The following is a 15994-nucleotide window of genomic DNA, read 5'->3' as shown; positions in this document are numbered from 1 at the left end:
ACGAACTCCTCCTGAGGGCCCCGACCGAGAGAACCATCGTTCTCTACGGTAGCAGCGCCGCGACCGGCCCCGCCGTGCCGGGTGGACCTAGAGTGCAGGCGTGAACCAGGACGCCCCGAAGCCCTTCCTGTACGTCGTCGTCTGCGCCGCGGGCATCGCCCAGGACGTCGGCAAGCTGATCGCGGCCGCCCAGGAGGCCGGCTGGGAGGTGGGCGTCATCGCCACCCCGCTAGCCCTCCGCTTCTTCGACACCGCCGACGTCGAGGCGCGGACGGGCCGCCCGATCCGGTCCGCCTGGCGCGCCCCGGGCGACCCGCGGCCGTTTCCGGACCCGGACGCCGTCGTCGTGGCCCCGGCGACCTTCAACACCGTCAACAAGTGGGCCGCCGGCATATCGGACACCCTCGCGCTGGGCGCCCTGTGCGAGGCGTACGGACTCGGCGTGCCGATCGCCGTCCTGCCCTGTGTGAGCGAGGCGCTGGCCGCCCATCCCGCCTACCGCGCCAGCCTCGAACGGCTGGGCGGCATGGGGGTCCGGTTCGGGGACCCGTACGCCGGAGAGACGGACGAGAACGGCGGGCGTCTCCAGTTCCGGTGGGAACGGGCCCTGGACCTGCTCCCACCGCCCTGACGGCACAGGCCGCCCCGGCGCTCTACTGTCGATTCATGACCGGAGACCGCTGTCGATTCATGATCGGAGACCGCATCGGGCCGGCCGTGCACGACCACGCAGGCGAAGGACCACCCCTGCTGCTCCTGCACGGTGCCGGGCGCACCCTCGCCGACTGGGCCGCCGTCGCACCTCTGCTGGTGCCGTATCACCGGGTGGTGGCCGTGGATCTGCGCGGCCACGGCCACTCGCCCTCCGGCCCGTGGCACCTGTCCGAGGTGCTCAAGGACATCGAGGAGGTCCTGGCGGCCCACGGGATCCCCGACGCTCTTCCGGTGGGGCACTCCCTCGGCGGCATGCTCGCCGTGCGGTACGCGCTGGAGCACCCGGACGTCACCCCCGGCGCGGTGAACCTCGACGGATTCGGCTGGGGGCGCCCGGACCAGTATGTGGGTCTCGAGCCTGACCGCGTCGCGCAACGCCTCGCCCAGTTCAGGGAGTTGAGCGCCGTCGGCCAGGGAAGGGAGCTGCCCCCGGAGGGGCTCAGGGGTCTGCTCGCCGAGGAGCGCGCGATCTCCGAACAGCTGGGCATCCCCTATGAGCTGCTCGAGGCCGGTGTGCTGCGCTCGGTGCGGGAGCGGGAGGACGGGATCCTGGAGCTGCGTCCCGGGCGGAAGGAGGCGCTTCAGATGTGCGCGGTCATCGACTCGCTCGACCTCTTCGCCCTCTTCCGCAGGATGACCGCGCCGCTGCTCCTCGGCCGCGCCCGGCGGCAGGTGCCCTCCGCTCCCGGCCTGGACTGGTTCGACCACATGATGGCCGCCTACGCCAAGGGGCTCGCCCGGGACCTCGCCGCGCTCGCCGAGGAGCGGCCGAACGTGACGGTCGCCCATGTCGACGCCACGCACGCCATGCTGCTGGAGAACCCCAGGGCCGTCGCCGAGGAGATCCTCGCCTTCACCTCCTGAGAGCCACCGGCCCCGAGCCGTGCACCAGTCTGCCGGTGAAGAACAGCACATCGCCCATCGGGACGGGCACGGGGGCCGGGCCGGGCGGCGGCGTGGGTACTCCCCGGCGAACGACGGCTTTGCGGTCCGCCTTCTGGGGACAGAACGGATCCATTCGGTGGGTGCCCGGGACCACTTCCAGACCGCCGTTCTCCGGGTCGATCGCCTCGCGGGCGATCCACGCGGCCACACAGGTGCCCGGCTCGACGCGCAGACAGAGGTTGTCCTGATGCAGCGCCTGGCCCCGGGCGCCCGGTGGCTTGAAGTAGAACATCCAGCGGATCGGCGGCGGTGTCGGGGGCGGACGCGCGGGGGGGCTCGAGGTGCCCCGGCACGGGGCCCGCGGCGTGCGGCGCCGCGAAGACGCCGCAGAACTTCCACCGGGTCTTCCACCCGCGCTACGGCAGGCGACCGGGCGCTTACCGCTCGGCGCGGCACGGCACCGCCGGTGAATTTCCGTGCGAAGCGAACCGGACGGACCGCTATTTCCAAGGCTGCTTCCCGGTTTACTGACTTTCTGTCAACGCATTGCGGGCGCACAAGAATGGGAAAGTGAGGGCCTGTCTTGTTCGCGCTCGGCGACCTGTGCAAAGGTGTCACCGTCGACGCGCGGACCATTCCTGCGGCATGCGAATAATCTCCGGGGCCACTTCCCGTGTTCGACCGGTCGGGCGGTGCCTCCATTGGTATGTACCAAAGAACTGTCGTGTGGGCTTGGAGGAACGTGGACGTGCAAGGCGGGATTCAGCGGAATTCCCCGGACTCCCTCCCGTCGTACGAGGCGACGGACGAACAGCTCGCCGCCGAGCTGAAGAAGTCCGCCGGCAAGAGGCCCGTTCACCATCCGGTCGGCGAACTGCTCGACCGCCACTGGGAGGCCGCCTTCTCCTACGCCCGGCTGTGCACGGACGGGGCCCATCCCGCCGGAATGCTCACCACGGCGGCGTTCACCCGGCTCTTCGAGGACTCCGCGCGGCAGGGCGGGCCCACGGCTGCGTGGCGGCCCCAACTGCTCGTCACCATCCGGCGCCTCGCGGGGGAATGGGACACCGACCACCGGCACGCCCTGCTGCACCCCGACCTGCGCTCCCACCCCGGCAGCGGCGAACGCGCCGCAGCGCGGCTGCTGCCGCCCGAGACCCGCCGGCTGGTGTCCCGTGCCTTCCAGCGGCTCCCCGAGCCCGCCCGGTGTCTGCTGTGGCATACCGAGGTCGAACACGAGGAACTCGCCGTACCGGCCGCTCTGTTGGGGATGGACACGGACGACGCCGCCGTACGGCTGGGCCGGGCACGCGAGCAGTTGCGCGAGGCGTCTCTGCACGTCCACCGCGAGTCCGCCCCCGACGAGGAGTGCCGTCGCTATGCGGGTCTGCTGGACGTCTCCCTGCGCCGGGAGGACGCCGTCCTCGATCCCGACCTGCGCCGTCATGTCGACGGCTGCACCCACTGCCACCACGCCGTTGAGCAGCTGGAGGGCTTCCACCGCCGCCTTCCGCTGCTGCTGGCGGAGGGCGTGCTCGGCTGGGGAGCGCAGACCTACCCGGAGACGAGGAACGAGCGCGGCGCGGTAACCACGGCACCGGCGCCGCCCGTGACGCCCCTCGTCGGCGGGGAGCCGCTGATCGACCCGGCCGACATCCGCCCCCGGCCCACGGCCGCCGACCTCCCGGCCGCCGCCGGCCCGGCCGGTCCCGGCGATCCGGACGCCACCGCGCCGAACGCCCCGGCGGGCCACCTCTCACCGCCCGCCGCGCCGCGCGCCGGGGGCCCGCGTTCCACCGCCGCGCGCAAGGCCACCCGGCGCTCACCACAGCGCCGGCACGTCGTCCTCGCCGTGGCCACGGTGAGCGCACTCGCTCTGATCCCGCTGGCCGTGTGGTCCGGCGCCAGGTCGAGCGGGGGTGCCGCGACCGGCAGGGGCACGCCGTCCGGTGAGCCCAGCCCGGGAGGGACGAGCGGCTCAGGATCTCCCTCCTTGATCGGTGCCGCCGCAAACGTGCCCACCGGCGCCTTCGAGGGCCGCCTGCGTAACGAGGACAGCGGCCTGTGTATCGGCCTCGACCAGGACAAGGCGGTCGTCGGCGCCGAGGCCGTGCTCCAGTCCTGCGCGTCCTCCGTGACCCAGGAGTGGGCGTATCAGACCGACGGACTGCTGCGCAGCGCCGCCGTGCCGGATCTGTGCCTCGACTCCCACCTCGGCTACTCGGTCCAACTCACCGCCTGCGCGGGGGCCTTGGGGCCGGCGGCGATGAACGTCCGCTACGACTTCACCCTCCAGGGCGCGCTCGTGCCGCGCTGGGACCAGGACCTCGCCCTGGCCCCCGCCTCCTCCGCCCGGGACGCGGGGCTCGTGCTCAAGCCGCGGACCGGGGACGACACCCAGCGCTGGCACGCGGACACCTCGAACACGCTGCGGATGCAGACGGCCGACCGGGGCGCGGTGACCGCGTCGACGGCCCCGACGACCCACAGCGCCCAGCCCTCCCGCGCGGCGGCCCCGGCGAGCGCGGGCACACCGACGCCGACCGTCACCCCGCCGGAAGGCACCCGGGCCTCGGACCGGCCCGTCTCCCGGGGCGGAGACGGCTGCTCGGACGGAACCGGCGGCTGGGGCGGCCACCACGGCTGGGGCGGGCACGACGGCCGGGGTCCGTCCGGGCCCTACGGCGGCCACTGACCGGGATCGGCCGCCGCCTCGGACACCACACTCAGCTCCGCCCAGATCACCTTGCCGTCGGTGGTGTGGCGGCTGCCCCAGCGCTGGGCGAGCTGCGCAACCAGCAGCAGACCGCGACCGCCCTCGTCGTACGTCCGGGCCCGGCGCAGATGCGGGGCGGTGTGGCTGCCGTCGGAGACCTCGCAGATCAGCGTGGTGTCGTCATGGATCAGCCGGAGCCGGACCGGAGGCTCGCCGTAGCGGATGGCGTTGGTGACCAGCTCGCTGACCACCAGCTCGCCGGTGAACACGGCCTCGCTCAGCCGCCACAGGTCCAGCTGCCTGACGACCTGCTTGCGGACCGTTGCGACCAGTGCCGGATCGGCACGGACCTCCCAGGTCTCGACCTGTGCGGAGGGCAGCCCGCGGGTGCGGGCGAGCAGCAGGGCCACGTCGTCCGGGACACCGCCTGGGGGAAGCAGCGTGTGCAGGATCCGGTCGCAGGTGTCGTCCAGCGAGTCCGGGCCGGCCGCGGATCCGGCGAGGGTTGAGCACAGCAGCCGGTGGTTGGTGTCGATGTCCCGCTCACGGTTCTCGATCAGCCCGTCGGTGTACAGACCGAGCACCGTGCCCTCGGGCACGTCGACCTCGGTCGATTCGAAGGGCACCCCGCCGAGTCCCAGGGGCGGTCCGCCGGGCAGCTCGATCTGCCGTGCGGCCTGGCCCGGCGGCACCATCACAGGAGCGGGATGGCCGGCCCGCGCGAGCGTGCACCGACGCAAGACCGGGTCGTAGACGGCGTAGAGACAGGTGGCCCCCACCTCACCGCTCGCGCCCTCGAGCCCCACCTCCTGCGACATGCGTGTGACGAGATCGTCGAGGTGCGTGAGCAGCTCCTCCGGCGCCAGATCGATGTCGGCTAGCGTCCGCACGGCGGTGCGCAGCCGTCCCATGGTGGCGGAGGCCTGGACACCATGTCCGACCACATCGCCGACCACCATGGCGATCCGCAACCCGGACAGGGGGATCACATCGAACCAGTCGCCGCCGACACCGGCGCGGGCCGCCGGCAGATAGCGGGAGGCCGCCTCCAGTGCGGCGGTCCGCGGCAGACTGCGGGGCAGCAGACTGCGCTGGAGCGCGAGTGCCGTCTCGCGCTCGCGGCCGAACCGCCGGGCGTTGTCGATGCAGACGGCGGCCCGCGCCGTGATCTCCTCGGCGAGCAGCACGTCGTCCGATGTGAAGGGGTCCGACCGCCGGAACCGCCGCAGCACGGCCACCCCGAACGTCCCGCCGCGGGCCTGGATGGGCACCGACATCGTGGAGTGCACACCGAGTTCACGGACGCGCCTGCCGCGGGCCCGGTCCCATTCGAGCCACTCGGTGAGCGTCGTGGCGATGTTCGTGGCGACCATCGTCCGGCCGGCCACCAGGGAGGATGCCTGAGGGGAGGAGGCGGGGTACCGGCCGACCCGGCCGGGCTGGACCAGGGCCTCCGGGCAGCCGGGGGTGACCGACTGGTGGGCGACGCGGCACAGCGTGACCGGCGCGGTGACCGAGGAGGGCCCGGCCCGGGCGCCCTCCTCCGGCAGCTCCAGCAGATCGACGCTGACGAAGTCGGCGAGCGCGGGCACGCACACGTCGGCCAGCTCCTGTGCCGTGCGGGTCACGTCGAGGGTGGTCCCGATCCGGACGCTGGCCTCGTTGACCAACTGCAGCCGCTCCCGCGCCAGATACTGTTCGGTGAAGTCGTGCGCGGTGACGCACACCCCGCACACCCGGCCGTGATCGTCGACCAGCGGGGCGAACCGGGCGAGCCAGGCATGCGCCAGGCTCTCGCCACCACTGCGCCGATAGGTGTAAGCATCCCGCTTCCGGCCGGTCTCCAGGACCTCGCGGGCCTGGCCCTCCAGGTCCTCGCTCTCCGGTCTGCCGCTGATCTCCGCCAGCCGCAGACCGCGGATCCGCTCCCGCGGGAGTCCGACCAGGTCCGCCATCGCCTCGTTGCAGGCATGGAGCCGCAGGTTCTCGTCGAAGACGGCGAGGGCGCAGGGCGAGCAGGCCAGCGCCGTGCGCAGCAGCCGGTCGTCCTCCAGCAGGCGGTCCAGGCCGCCGAGAGGGGTGACGACCAGCCAGGCGCCGCCGTGCTCCTGCGGACGGTGATGGGCCAGCAGCCACAAGGGCAGGGTGCGGCCGTCGCGGTGACGCAGCTCCACCGTGCCGCTCCAGCGGGTGCCGTCCGGCTCGGGCCCCGGTACCGGGCTGCCGGGGACGAGCAGATCGGCGGCGGGGCGGCCCTCGGCCTCCCCGGGCCCGTAGCCGAGCAGTCGGCGCGCGTCCTCGTTCCAGTGCACCAGGATGCCGTTCTCATCGATGACTGCCCGAGCCGTGGCGGCTTCGCCTGGGGGATGGACCGGGCTCATCGCCACTCCCTTGCGCACACTCGGTGAACAAGCGCATCGCTCGTGTTCCAGCCTAGTCCGTGGCCGGATTCCCTACCCGCGAAGTGCATGGCGGCGCGACCGGCACGGCGCCGACCGCCTCGCCGGCCCGCCCGCCGGCTCCCGTGGCGCCGGGACGATGGCCCTTCACCCGCCTCCGGTACCCCTCTCACCCTCTTCCCACCTGCGGGTATTTACCGCCGAGTACCCGGCAGGTACCGTGTGGGACATGCCAGCCCTCAACGTGGAGTTCAGTGATCGGGAGCTAGAGGACCTGCGACAGATCGCCAAGGAGCGCGGGACGTCGATGAAGGCCCTGGTGCGCGAGGCAGCCGCGGCCGACATCGCGCGGCACCGGGCCCTGCAGGAGGGCGCCGAGGCATTCCGCCGGTTCTTCGCCGGGCACGCGGACGAGTTCGCGGCGGCCTTCCCCGAGGACGAGCCGCCCGTGAAGGGTGAGCGGCAGGACGCCTGACCCATGGCCTCCATCCTCCATATCGACGTGCCCTGGCTGCTTCAGCGCCACGAAGAGGTCCTTCCCGACCAGCCCGTCATCAACGACTTCTCCGCGCTGGTCGCCGCGGTCGCCCGCCACCGGGTGGACCCGCCCCGCCTCGGCGTGGACTCCGATCCGGCCTGGCGCGCCGCCGCCCTGCTGCACACGCTGGCGCTGCTCAAGCCGCTGCCGTCGGCGAACGCGCGCTTCGCCTGTGCCACGGCGGTCGCGTACATGTTCGTCAGTGGCGTCGGCATCGACCCGCCGTACGGCGCCCTGGTCGACCTCGCCCGCGACCTCATCTCCGGCAAGACCGATGTCTACGGGGCGGCGGACCGGCTGCGGTCCTGGCAGATCTGACCCCTGGCCGTCCCGCAGCCCCGGGCCGGCCCCGGGCCGCCGACCGAGGGCGGGGGGAACGGGGTCGGCGGCCGTCTCGCACGGGAGAGCCGCCGTCCCGTGCGGGGCCCGAGCGGAGGGGCCGGTTTCCCAGTGCACTACGGCGCTTTCCGCGCCGGGAGCGTGCGTACGGTACGGGTGTGGGCGCGCGGTTCACACGGGGCGCGGGAAAGGCGCCACCTGGGCCCGGGGAATTTCGGTGACCGGGGCGCGGGGGAATGGCGTTCTCCGGGGCGGCGGGAATGCCGGTGCTCGGCGGCGCGGGCATTGCCGGTACGGGCGGCGCGGGGATTGCCGGGCAGTCGGGAGGCGGGGTTCAGCCGCGGACGGGGTGCGGGGGATTACCGGCACGGGCGGCGCGGGGATTACCGGCAGTCGGGAGGCGGGGAGCATCCGCGGACGGGGTGCGGGGATTACCGGCACGCGGAGTGCGGGGCGAGTCGAAAGCCGGTGCGAACGCGCGGAGTTGCCCTGGCACCCGCCCGTCCTTTCCCTGGTACCGATGTTGTTCAAGCGCCTTGTTGGCCCTGAGTGACGTGTGCGAAGGTGACCTTCCGCGCAGGGGCCACGGCCGCTCGGAATCGCCGCTCTCCGTTTCGGGCCGCCGACGAGCTCACAAAGCTCATCACGCGGCGGCCGTCGTGCGGCCTTCCCCGTGCCGTGTACCCGGCGCCTGCGCCGCAATGGACCCCACCCGCACGGGCCCTTTCGGCGACCCGAACCACGTGTGCCGCCTTGTGCCTTGGAAGGAACCCGCTCAGTGCGCACCCCCCACCCCCCGCGTCCGCCCCATCCTCCTCGCCCCGTTCCAGCCACCGGGGAATCCGACGAGGTCCTGGCCGCCCGGCTCAGGGGCCGGCCCGTGGGCGAGGTCACCCAGCCGGTCGCACTGCTGATGGCGCGGCACTGGCAGCCCGCGCACGAGTACGCGGTCGTCTGCCTCGCCTCCTCGGCGGACGTCGCCTCGATGGTGACCGCCACCGCCTTCCACCGGATCCTCGGCGAGCTCGTGCGCTCCGGATTCGCGGGCGCGTTGCGGCCCCGGATCCTCGTGGCGGTACGGGACACGGTCGGGCAGTGGGCGGCCGACGAGCGGATATCGGGGGTTCTGCGCCAGCTGAGAAAGCCCGCGGGGGGCCGGGGTATGCGTGCCGCGAAGTCGCTGACCCCCGAGAACCGGGTCCTCGCCCGGCGCGCCTTCCAGGCGCTTCCCGAACTGGACCAGTGCCTGCTGTGGCACACCGAGGTCGAGGCAGAGGACGTCTCCGTGCCGGCAGCCTTGCTGGGCATGGGCCCCGGGGCCGCGGCGGGGGCGCTGGAGCAGGCCCGTGAGCAATTCCGGGCCGGCTGTGTACGGGCCCACCGAGAACTCGCCCCGACCGACGCATGCCGCTTCCACAACCGGCTCCTCGACGTCCCGCTGCGCCGTGGAGGCGCGCTGCTGCCGGACGTGCAGCAGCACCTCTTCGAATGCCCCTACTGCCGTTCCGCCGCGGAACAGCTCAGCCATTTCGAGGGCGGACTCGGCGGTCTGCTCGCCGAAGCGGTCCTCGGCTGGGGAGCACGGCGCTATCTCGAGTCCCGGCCCGGCCGCACGGCGGCCGGCGCGGCCGCCCGGACAGGGACGGGGCCGGGCGGCAGACACGCGGGCGGCCGGCGCCACCGGTTGCTCTCCCGGATCCCCGGGCAGGGCCGCCGGATCCTGGCGGACCAGCGGAACAGCAGAGCGCTGCTGACGGGTGTCGGCTTCATCGCCGCCGCCGTGCTCGCGTCGCTTCTGGTGGCCGGCATGTGGTCGGACCACGGTGGTGCCGACCCGGTAGCCTCCACCAGCGCGAGCGGCAGGAACTCGAGGCTCTCGGCCGGTCCCGGCCCGGCGTCACCGCCCGGCACCGCCGGACAGTCCGTGGCCCCGCAGCGGACCCGGCTGCGCAATGTCGCCGCCGGCCTCTGCCTGGACGTCCGCGGCACGGTCCGGGCCGGCGCGGACACCCGGCTCGCGGCGTGCTCGTCCGCGTGGACGCAGCAGTGGTCGTACGAGGGCGACGGTCTGCTGCGCAGCGTCGCCGACCCGGGGCTCTGCCTCGACTCCCGTGCCGCCGACGGTGTCGTGTCGCTCGCCCGGTGCGTCGACGCGGACGAGGCGGGCGCCGACGACGTCCGCTACGACCTCACCGTACGGGGCGAGTTGCTGCCGCGCAGGGGCGACAACCTCGCCGTCGCACCCGCGAGCACCGACCCGGACACCGACGTCGTCGTCCGGACCCGCGATGACTCCGACGTCCAGCGGTGGACGACCGACGGCCCGTCGGCGGCGCCCCGGTCGCTGTCGATCGCCGGGACCGGCGAGCGGCCGACCACCCGGGTTCCGCGTGCCTCCGATCCCGCGGGCACCCTGCCTCCGCAGGCGACCGCGCTCTCGCCCGCGCGTCTGACGACGACGCTCTGAGCCCCTTGGCACCGGCGGGCCGTGGCCATCCCACGGCGCGCCGGACCCCTGGGAGACCATCAGGAGACGACGTCCCGTGGCTCCTTCCCGGTCAGGAAGTCGGCGGCGTTCTGCACCGCCGCCAGGGCGATGCGTACGAGGGTCTCCCGGGTCACCCCGGCGACATGCGGGGACAGCACCACGTTCGGTGCCTTGAGCACCCTGAGGGCCGCGGTGGGCGGTTCGGGGTCGAAGACGTCGAGGCCCGCCCCGGCCAGGGTGCCCCGCTCCAGCGCGTCCGCGAGGGCCTCCTGGTCGATCAGGGCGCCCCGCGCCGTGTTGATCACGAACGCGGTCGGTTTCATCAGGGCCAGGCGGTCGGCGTCGAGCAGCCGCCGTGTCGCCTCCGTGAGCGGTGCGTGCAGCGTCACATAGTCCGCTGTGCGCAGCAGTTCGTCGAGCGGGACATGGCGCGCCCCGCCGAGGCGTGCCTCCGTCTCCGCGTCCACGCGCTCGGGGCCCGCGTAGACGATGGTCATGTCGAAGGCCACCGCGCGCCGCGCGACCTCCTCGCCTATATGGCCGAGTCCGACGATGCCGAGGGTCTTGCCGGACAGTTCGGTGATGGACTGCTGAAGGCGGGGCAGCGCCCAGTCGGCGTCGACGAGCGCGGTGTGCGCCGGCACCAACTGCTTGGCCAGGGCGAGCATGAGCGCGAAGGTCTGCTCGGCCACGTTCTGCTTCTCGGCGCCGCTGGAGCCGATGTTGCACACGGGCACGTTCCGGGCGCGCGCCGCGTCCAGGTCGACGTAGTCGAAGCCATGGCTCGCGCACTGGATCAGCTCCAACTCCGGTGCGGCGGCGATGTGTTCGGCCGTGACCGGGGCGAGCCCCGTGACGATGACATGCGCCGCGCGCAACGCCTCCGGGTTCTCGTCGGGCCGCTCCACCACGGTGACGTTCGCCTCGCCGGGAAAGACGGCGGAGAGCGCGGAGCCCGCCGTGCGCCCGCCGACATGGGGCGAGACGACGGCCAGGACGTTCTTGAGGTCGGTCACGAGGTCTCCTCGATCAGATCGGCGGGGCCGAGGGTCGCGGGGCGGGCGTGCCCGGACAGGGCGAGCGTGAGGTCGAACTCGGCGAGCAGACAGCGGATGACGTGCTCGACGCCCGCCTGCCCGTCAAGCCCCAGTCCATAGGCGTACGGCCGTCCCACGAGCACCGACCGCGCGCCCAGCGCGAGCGCCTTGAAGATGTCGTCGCCGGTGCGTATCCCGCTGTCGAACAGCACGGTGAGCCGGTCCCCGACCGCCTCCACCACCCGCGGCAGCGCGTCCGCGGCCGCCACCGAACCCGCCACCTGCCGGCCGCCGTGGTTGGAGACCACCACGCCGTCCATCCCCGCGTCGAGGGCCCGGCGGGCGTCGTCCGGGTGCAGGATGCCCTTCAGCACGATGGGCCCGTCCCAGTTCTCCCGCAGGAACGCCAGGTCCGGCCAGGTCTTGCCGGGGTCCGCGAACATGCCCACGAAGTGCAGCACGGCGGCGTTGGGATCCTCGTGAACCGGCTTGGCCAGACCGGCCCGGAACGCCGGGTCGGTGAAGTAGTTGGCGGTGCCCACCGCGTGCAGGAACGGCAGGTACGCCTGATCCAGGTCCCGGGGCCGCCAGGCCAGCAGCGGTGTGTCGAGCGTGACGAACAGGGCCGTGAACCCGGCCGCCTTCGCCCGGGCCAGGAAACTTCGGGTGACCTCGCGGTCCTTGGCCCAGTAGAGCTGGAACCAGCGCTCCCCGTCCCCGGACGCCTCGGCCACCTGCTCCATCGGCGTACTGGAGGCCGAGGACAGGATGTACGGCACGCCCTGTGCGGCGGCGGCCCGTGCCGCCGCCGGCTCCGCGTCCGGATGCATGATCGACAGCACACCGACCGGCGCCAGGGCCAGCGGAGCCGGCAACCGCCGCCCCAACACCTCGACGGACAGATCCCGTTCGTGCACATCCCTCAGCATGCGCGGCACGATCCGGCGGCGCTCCAGCGCGGCCCGATTGGCCCGTGCGGTGCTGCCGTTGCCCGCGCTGCCGGCCACATAGCCGACCGGTCCCGGCCCGAGCCGCTGCTCGGTCAGCTCCTCCAGCCGGGTCAGATCGGTGGGCAGCCGCGGCACGGCGCCCGTCATGCCGTTCAGATAGATCTCGTACTGGAAGTCCGCCCAGTGCCGTGTCATCCCCTGCGTTCCGCCTCTCGTCCCTGAGACCGCGTGGTAGGACGACAATCCTGGCGACCCTGACAAGGCCCGTCCACTGTGGTGCGCACAACGGGCGGCTGCCATCATCACCCTGTGATGAACGAGCCCCTGCCCGCCCGCAGCCGCGTCCGGGACGACCTCCTCGCCGACCGGCGGTTCGTGGAGGTGGTCGTCGCCGCCGTCCACGACCAGGTGCCGGTGTACGCCACGCTCGACGACGGCAGGCTCACGGAGGTGCGGGCCATCGCCGCCTGGGGGGTGGACCGGCTGCTGCGGCTGTGGGCCACCGACGGCACGCTGGCCCCCTCCGACCTGCGCCGGTTCCGTGGCATCGCGGCGGCCCGCGCGGCCGACGGCCGGCCCGTGCAGGCGGTGTTGCGCGCCTACCGGGTGGCGGCGACCGTGCTCACCGACGAGGTCGCCGCCCGGGCCGGGGACCTCACGCCGACGGACGGCTTCGCGCTCGCCCGGGTGCTGCTCACGGCACTGGACACGCTGTCGGAGGAGGTGGCCACGGCCTACGCGGCCACCACCGAGGACCTCGCCGGGGACCGCGACCGGGCACTGCGACTGCTGCTCGACGACCTGATCGCGGGACGGCACGCCTCGGCGGGAGCGCTGACGGACCGCTCGGCGCGGCTGGGCGTCCACCTCCCCGACGCCTACTGCCTGCTGGTGGCCGAGCCGACGACCGAGGGTGGCCCCGACATGTCGTACGAGGCCGCCGCGGAACTGCTCGCCGCGCTCGGCGACGGCCGTACCTCACTGTCGACGGTCCGCGGCTCCCGGGCCGTGCTGCTGCTGCCCCAGGCGGCGGTGCAGCGGGCGCCGGCCGCCCTGGACGAGCGGGCCTGGCGGGCCTGCGCGATCACCGGGGAGGGCCTGGACCGGGTCGCCGTGGCCCACCGGCTCGCCGCCGACGCCCTCGACACGGCGCCCGCCCACGCCCACCGTCCCGGCCGTGTCCTCACGGACGCCGACGCCCACCTTCTCGCCCTGCTCGCCGGGCGCCCGGCCGCCACCCCCGACCACATCGCCCATCTCGTCCTCGGCCCGCTGACCGAGCCGGACCAGCGCCATCTGCTCCAGGCCCTGACCGCCTACATCGAGGCGGGGTCGGCCACCGCGGCCGCCCGCGCGCTCCATCTGCACCCGCAGTCGCTGCGCTACCGGCTGCGCCGGATCCACGCCCTGACCTCCCGCGACCCGCGCGACCCCTGGCAGCGCCTGACCCTGGACCTCGCCCGCACGATCAGGAGCTGAACCGGCCGCCACCGCCGGCCCGGGGCCTCGCGGCCGGCCTCTACGCGTACCTCGCCGCACCGCCGACCCGGGCCACCGCCCGGACCGGGGCGCCGTCCGAGCCGGGCAGGTGCAGGGGGAACAGATACACCTCCACCGGGCGGCCGGCGCGCTGGGCGGCCAGGACCCGGTCGAGCCCGGTGAGGTTCTCCGCGATCACGCCGGTCGCGCCGCACAGCACCCGATGGGCGGGCAGGTCCGGGTCGCCGTACGGATCCACGCTCAGCGCGTCCACCCCGACCGTGCGGACGCTCGCGTTGACGATCGCCTGCGCCGACTCGGGCGTCAGCCAGGGATGGTCCCTGTAGGCCTCGGTTCCCCAGTAGGCCGACCAGCCGGTCGCCAGCAGCAGGATCGCGCCCGGCTGGAGCCGCAGCAGACTGAGCGCGGGGGCGAGCAGCTCGGGTGTGATCGCCGTCCGCGCGGGCAGGCCCCGCACGTCCGCCGCCACGGCCGGCCCCGTGAACCGCTCCAGCGGCAGCGCGTCCAGCGCGGGCCACCCCGAGTTCACGTGGTACGGCGCGTCCACATGCGTCCCGGACTGCGAACCCAGGTGCAGGCGCAGGACGTTCACGCCGTCCGTCGCCACCCGCAGCGCCCGGTCCACCTCTACCTGCGGGTCACCGGGATAGACGGGCATCCCGGTGACCAAGGGCACCGACAGGTCGAGCCAGGTGTCCATCAGCCACCCTCGGCCACGAGCGCCGGAGCGCTCTCTTCCGGCGCGCCCGGCCCGGTGATCGGCGGGATCGGCGCCTCGACGGTACGGGCCAGCCGCGCGCCCTCGGGCCCGTACGCCGCCCTGGGCTCGGGGAAGAGCCGCAGCAGCGCCAGGAAGAGGATCGCGGCGACGGCCAGCGACAGCGGCAGGCTGATGTCGACGCCGCCTGCCAGGTTGCCCAGCGGGCCGACGAACTGACCGGGGATGTTGGTGAACAGCACGCCGATCACGGCGGAGACCCACCAGGCGGTCATGCCCCGCCAGTTCCAGCCGTGCGTGAACCAGTAGCGGCCGCCGCGCTGGCGGCGGTTGAAGACCTGCAGCGCGTCCGGGTCGTACCAGCCGCGCCGGGTGTAGAAGCCGAGCATCATCACGACCATCCACGGAGTGGTACAGGTGATGATCATCGTGGCAAAAGTGGAGATCGACTGCACCAGGTTCAGCCCGAAACGGCCGATGAAGATGAACGCGATCGACAGGACGCCGACCACCAGCGTCGCCTGGACCCGGGACAGCCGCGGGAAGACCGACGAGAAGTCCAGGCCCGTTCCGTACAGCGATGTCGTACCCGTCGACATGCCGCCGATCAGTGCCAGCAGGCACACAGGCAGGAAGAACCAGGCCGGTGAGATGGCGAGTAGGCCGCCGACGAAGTCCGGGGCCGACGGGGCGACGTACTTCGGCGCCTGCTTCGCGATGATGCTCGCGGTCGCCAGCCCGAAGACGAAGGGCAGGAGCGTCGCGATCTGCGAGAGGAACGCGGCGCCGACCACCTTGCGGTGTGGCGTGCCGGCGGGGATGTAGCGCGACCAGTCGCCGAGGAACGCGCCGAACGACACCGGGTTCGACAGCACGATCAGCGTCGCGCCGATGAACGACGGCCAGAACAGCGCCTTGGTCCCGGGGTCGGCCGAGGCGGTGAAGACACCGGCGTACGAGGGGTCGAAGTCCCCGGCGAAGGCGATCGCCCCGAGCAGGAACAGCACGGTCGCCGAGGTCACCGCGATCTTGTTGACGAACAGCATGAACCGGAAGCCGTAGACGCACACCGCGAGCACCAGGCCCGCGAACAGCGCGTAGGCGACGACGTACGACAGCGTGCCGCGCTCGAGGCCGAAGAGCCGGTGCGCGCCGCCGACCAGGGCGTCGCCCGAACTCCACACGGAGATCGAGAAGAACGCGATGGCCGTGAGCAGGGAGAGGAAGGATCCGACCACGCGGCCGTGCACGCCGAGGTGGGCGGAGGAGGAGACCGCGTTGTTCGTGCCGTTGACCGGACCGAACACCGCCATCGGGCACAGGATCAGCGCACCCGCGACCACACCGAGGAGCGTTGCCGCGAGCCCCTGCCAGAAGGAGAGGCCGAACAGGATCGGGAAGGCGCCGAGGACGCAGGTGGAGAAGGTGTTGGCGCCGCCGAAGGCGACCCGGAACAGATCGAGCGGGGTCGCGGTGCGGTCCGCGTCGGGGATGCGCTCGACGCCGTAGGTCTCCACCTCGGTGAGGGACGGGGGAGCGGCGGCGGGGGAGGAATCAGGGTTCTCGGGCAACGGAGCTCCAGCGGGGGAGGGGCGGCGGAGCGCGTTCATGGCGCGGTGGGCCGGACGGCACCGGGCCACCGCAGGGGTGCGCGGGGCGAGACGGGGCCGTCCGCTGGGGGTGTGCAGACGGTACGGCGTCCCGCACGGT

The 15994-nt window shown here is 73.2% G+C and carries 12 protein-coding genes and 1 pseudogene; 7 read left to right on the top strand and 6 right to left on the bottom strand.

Annotation, left to right across the window (positions count from 1 at the left end):
• Positions 1–100 precede the first annotated feature (100 nt).
• Together ACIP94_RS19635 and ACIP94_RS19630 are read left to right on the top strand one after the other, a co-directional pair.
• On the top strand, positions 101–631 hold the full coding sequence (locus tag ACIP94_RS19635) for a flavoprotein (RefSeq protein WP_402426702.1): 531 nt from the start codon (positions 101–103) through the stop codon (positions 629–631).
• Positions 632–690: 59 nt separating this feature from the next.
• Positions 691–1578 (top strand): alpha/beta fold hydrolase, encoded by an 888-nt coding sequence (locus ACIP94_RS19630; protein ID WP_402426699.1) that lies wholly within the window; start codon positions 691–693, stop codon positions 1576–1578.
• Positions 1579–1585: 7 nt separating this feature from the next.
• On the opposite strand, the pseudogene ACIP94_RS19625 reads toward ACIP94_RS19630, so the two are convergent.
• Positions 1586–1994 (bottom strand): annotated as a pseudogene (locus ACIP94_RS19625) (phytanoyl-CoA dioxygenase family protein); the annotation flags it as partial.
• Positions 1995–2347: 353 nt separating this feature from the next.
• On the opposite strand from ACIP94_RS19625, the gene ACIP94_RS19620 reads away from it, so the two are divergent.
• On the top strand, positions 2348–4294 hold the full coding sequence (locus ACIP94_RS19620; RefSeq protein ID WP_402426696.1) for a ricin-type beta-trefoil lectin domain protein: 1947 nt from the start codon (positions 2348–2350) through the stop codon (positions 4292–4294).
• On the opposite strand, the gene ACIP94_RS19615 is transcribed toward ACIP94_RS19620, so the two are convergent.
• Positions 4279–6696: a SpoIIE family protein phosphatase gene (locus tag ACIP94_RS19615; RefSeq protein ID WP_402426694.1), complete on the bottom strand. Its 2418-nt coding sequence runs from the start codon at positions 6694–6696 to the stop codon at positions 4279–4281. The genes ACIP94_RS19620 and ACIP94_RS19615 overlap by 16 nt on opposite strands.
• A 247-nt stretch (positions 6697–6943) precedes the next feature.
• Between ACIP94_RS19615 and ACIP94_RS19610 the strand changes: the two genes are divergently transcribed.
• The 3 genes from ACIP94_RS19610 to ACIP94_RS19600 all read left to right on the top strand — a co-directional run bounded on the left by ACIP94_RS19610 (position 6944) and on the right by ACIP94_RS19600 (position 10058).
• Positions 6944–7189, top strand: a complete 246-nt coding sequence (locus ACIP94_RS19610; RefSeq protein WP_402426692.1) for a hypothetical protein — start codon at positions 6944–6946, stop codon at positions 7187–7189.
• Positions 7190–7192: 3 nt separating this feature from the next.
• Positions 7193–7570 (top strand): toxin Doc, encoded by a 378-nt coding sequence (locus ACIP94_RS19605; RefSeq protein ID WP_402426690.1) that lies wholly within the window; start codon positions 7193–7195, stop codon positions 7568–7570.
• A 799-nt stretch (positions 7571–8369) separates the two neighbouring features.
• The gene (locus tag ACIP94_RS19600; protein ID WP_402426688.1) at positions 8370–10058 is read left to right on the top strand and encodes an RICIN domain-containing protein; all 1689 of its coding nucleotides are present in this window, start codon (positions 8370–8372) and stop codon (positions 10056–10058) included.
• Between the two features lie 59 nt (positions 10059–10117).
• On the opposite strand, the gene ACIP94_RS19595 is transcribed toward ACIP94_RS19600, so the two are convergent.
• Both ACIP94_RS19595 and ACIP94_RS19590 read right to left on the bottom strand, forming a co-directional pair.
• The gene (locus ACIP94_RS19595) at positions 10118–11095 is read right to left on the bottom strand and encodes a 2-hydroxyacid dehydrogenase (protein WP_402426686.1); all 978 of its coding nucleotides are present in this window, start codon (positions 11093–11095) and stop codon (positions 10118–10120) included.
• A complete protein-coding gene (locus tag ACIP94_RS19590) occupies positions 11092–12261 on the bottom strand; it encodes a lactate 2-monooxygenase (protein WP_402426684.1) in 1170 nt (389 codons plus the stop codon). Before ACIP94_RS19590 ends, ACIP94_RS19595 begins: the two co-directional genes overlap by 4 nt.
• A 117-nt stretch (positions 12262–12378) precedes the next feature.
• Here ACIP94_RS19590 and ACIP94_RS19585 point away from each other — a divergent pair, with 117 nt between their 5' ends.
• The gene (locus ACIP94_RS19585) at positions 12379–13545 is read left to right on the top strand and encodes a helix-turn-helix domain-containing protein (RefSeq protein WP_402426682.1); all 1167 of its coding nucleotides are present in this window, start codon (positions 12379–12381) and stop codon (positions 13543–13545) included.
• A 40-nt stretch (positions 13546–13585) separates the two neighbouring features.
• On the opposite strand, the gene ACIP94_RS19580 is transcribed toward ACIP94_RS19585, so the two are convergent.
• Together ACIP94_RS19580 and ACIP94_RS19575 are read right to left on the bottom strand one after the other, a co-directional pair.
• Entirely contained in the window at positions 13586–14266 is a 681-nt protein-coding gene (locus ACIP94_RS19580) for a cyclase family protein (protein WP_402426680.1), read from the bottom strand.
• Entirely contained in the window at positions 14266–15855 is a 1590-nt protein-coding gene (locus ACIP94_RS19575) for a purine-cytosine permease family protein (RefSeq protein WP_402426678.1), read from the bottom strand. The genes ACIP94_RS19580 and ACIP94_RS19575 overlap by 1 nt, the downstream gene beginning before the upstream one ends.
• Positions 15856–15994: the final 139 nt, after the last annotated feature.

It is taken from the genome of Streptomyces sp. NPDC093261, assembly GCF_044753645.1.
In the GTDB taxonomy this organism is placed as follows: domain Bacteria; phylum Actinomycetota; class Actinomycetes; order Streptomycetales; family Streptomycetaceae; genus Streptomyces.
This window is presented reverse-complemented; position numbering and strand designations above follow the sequence as displayed.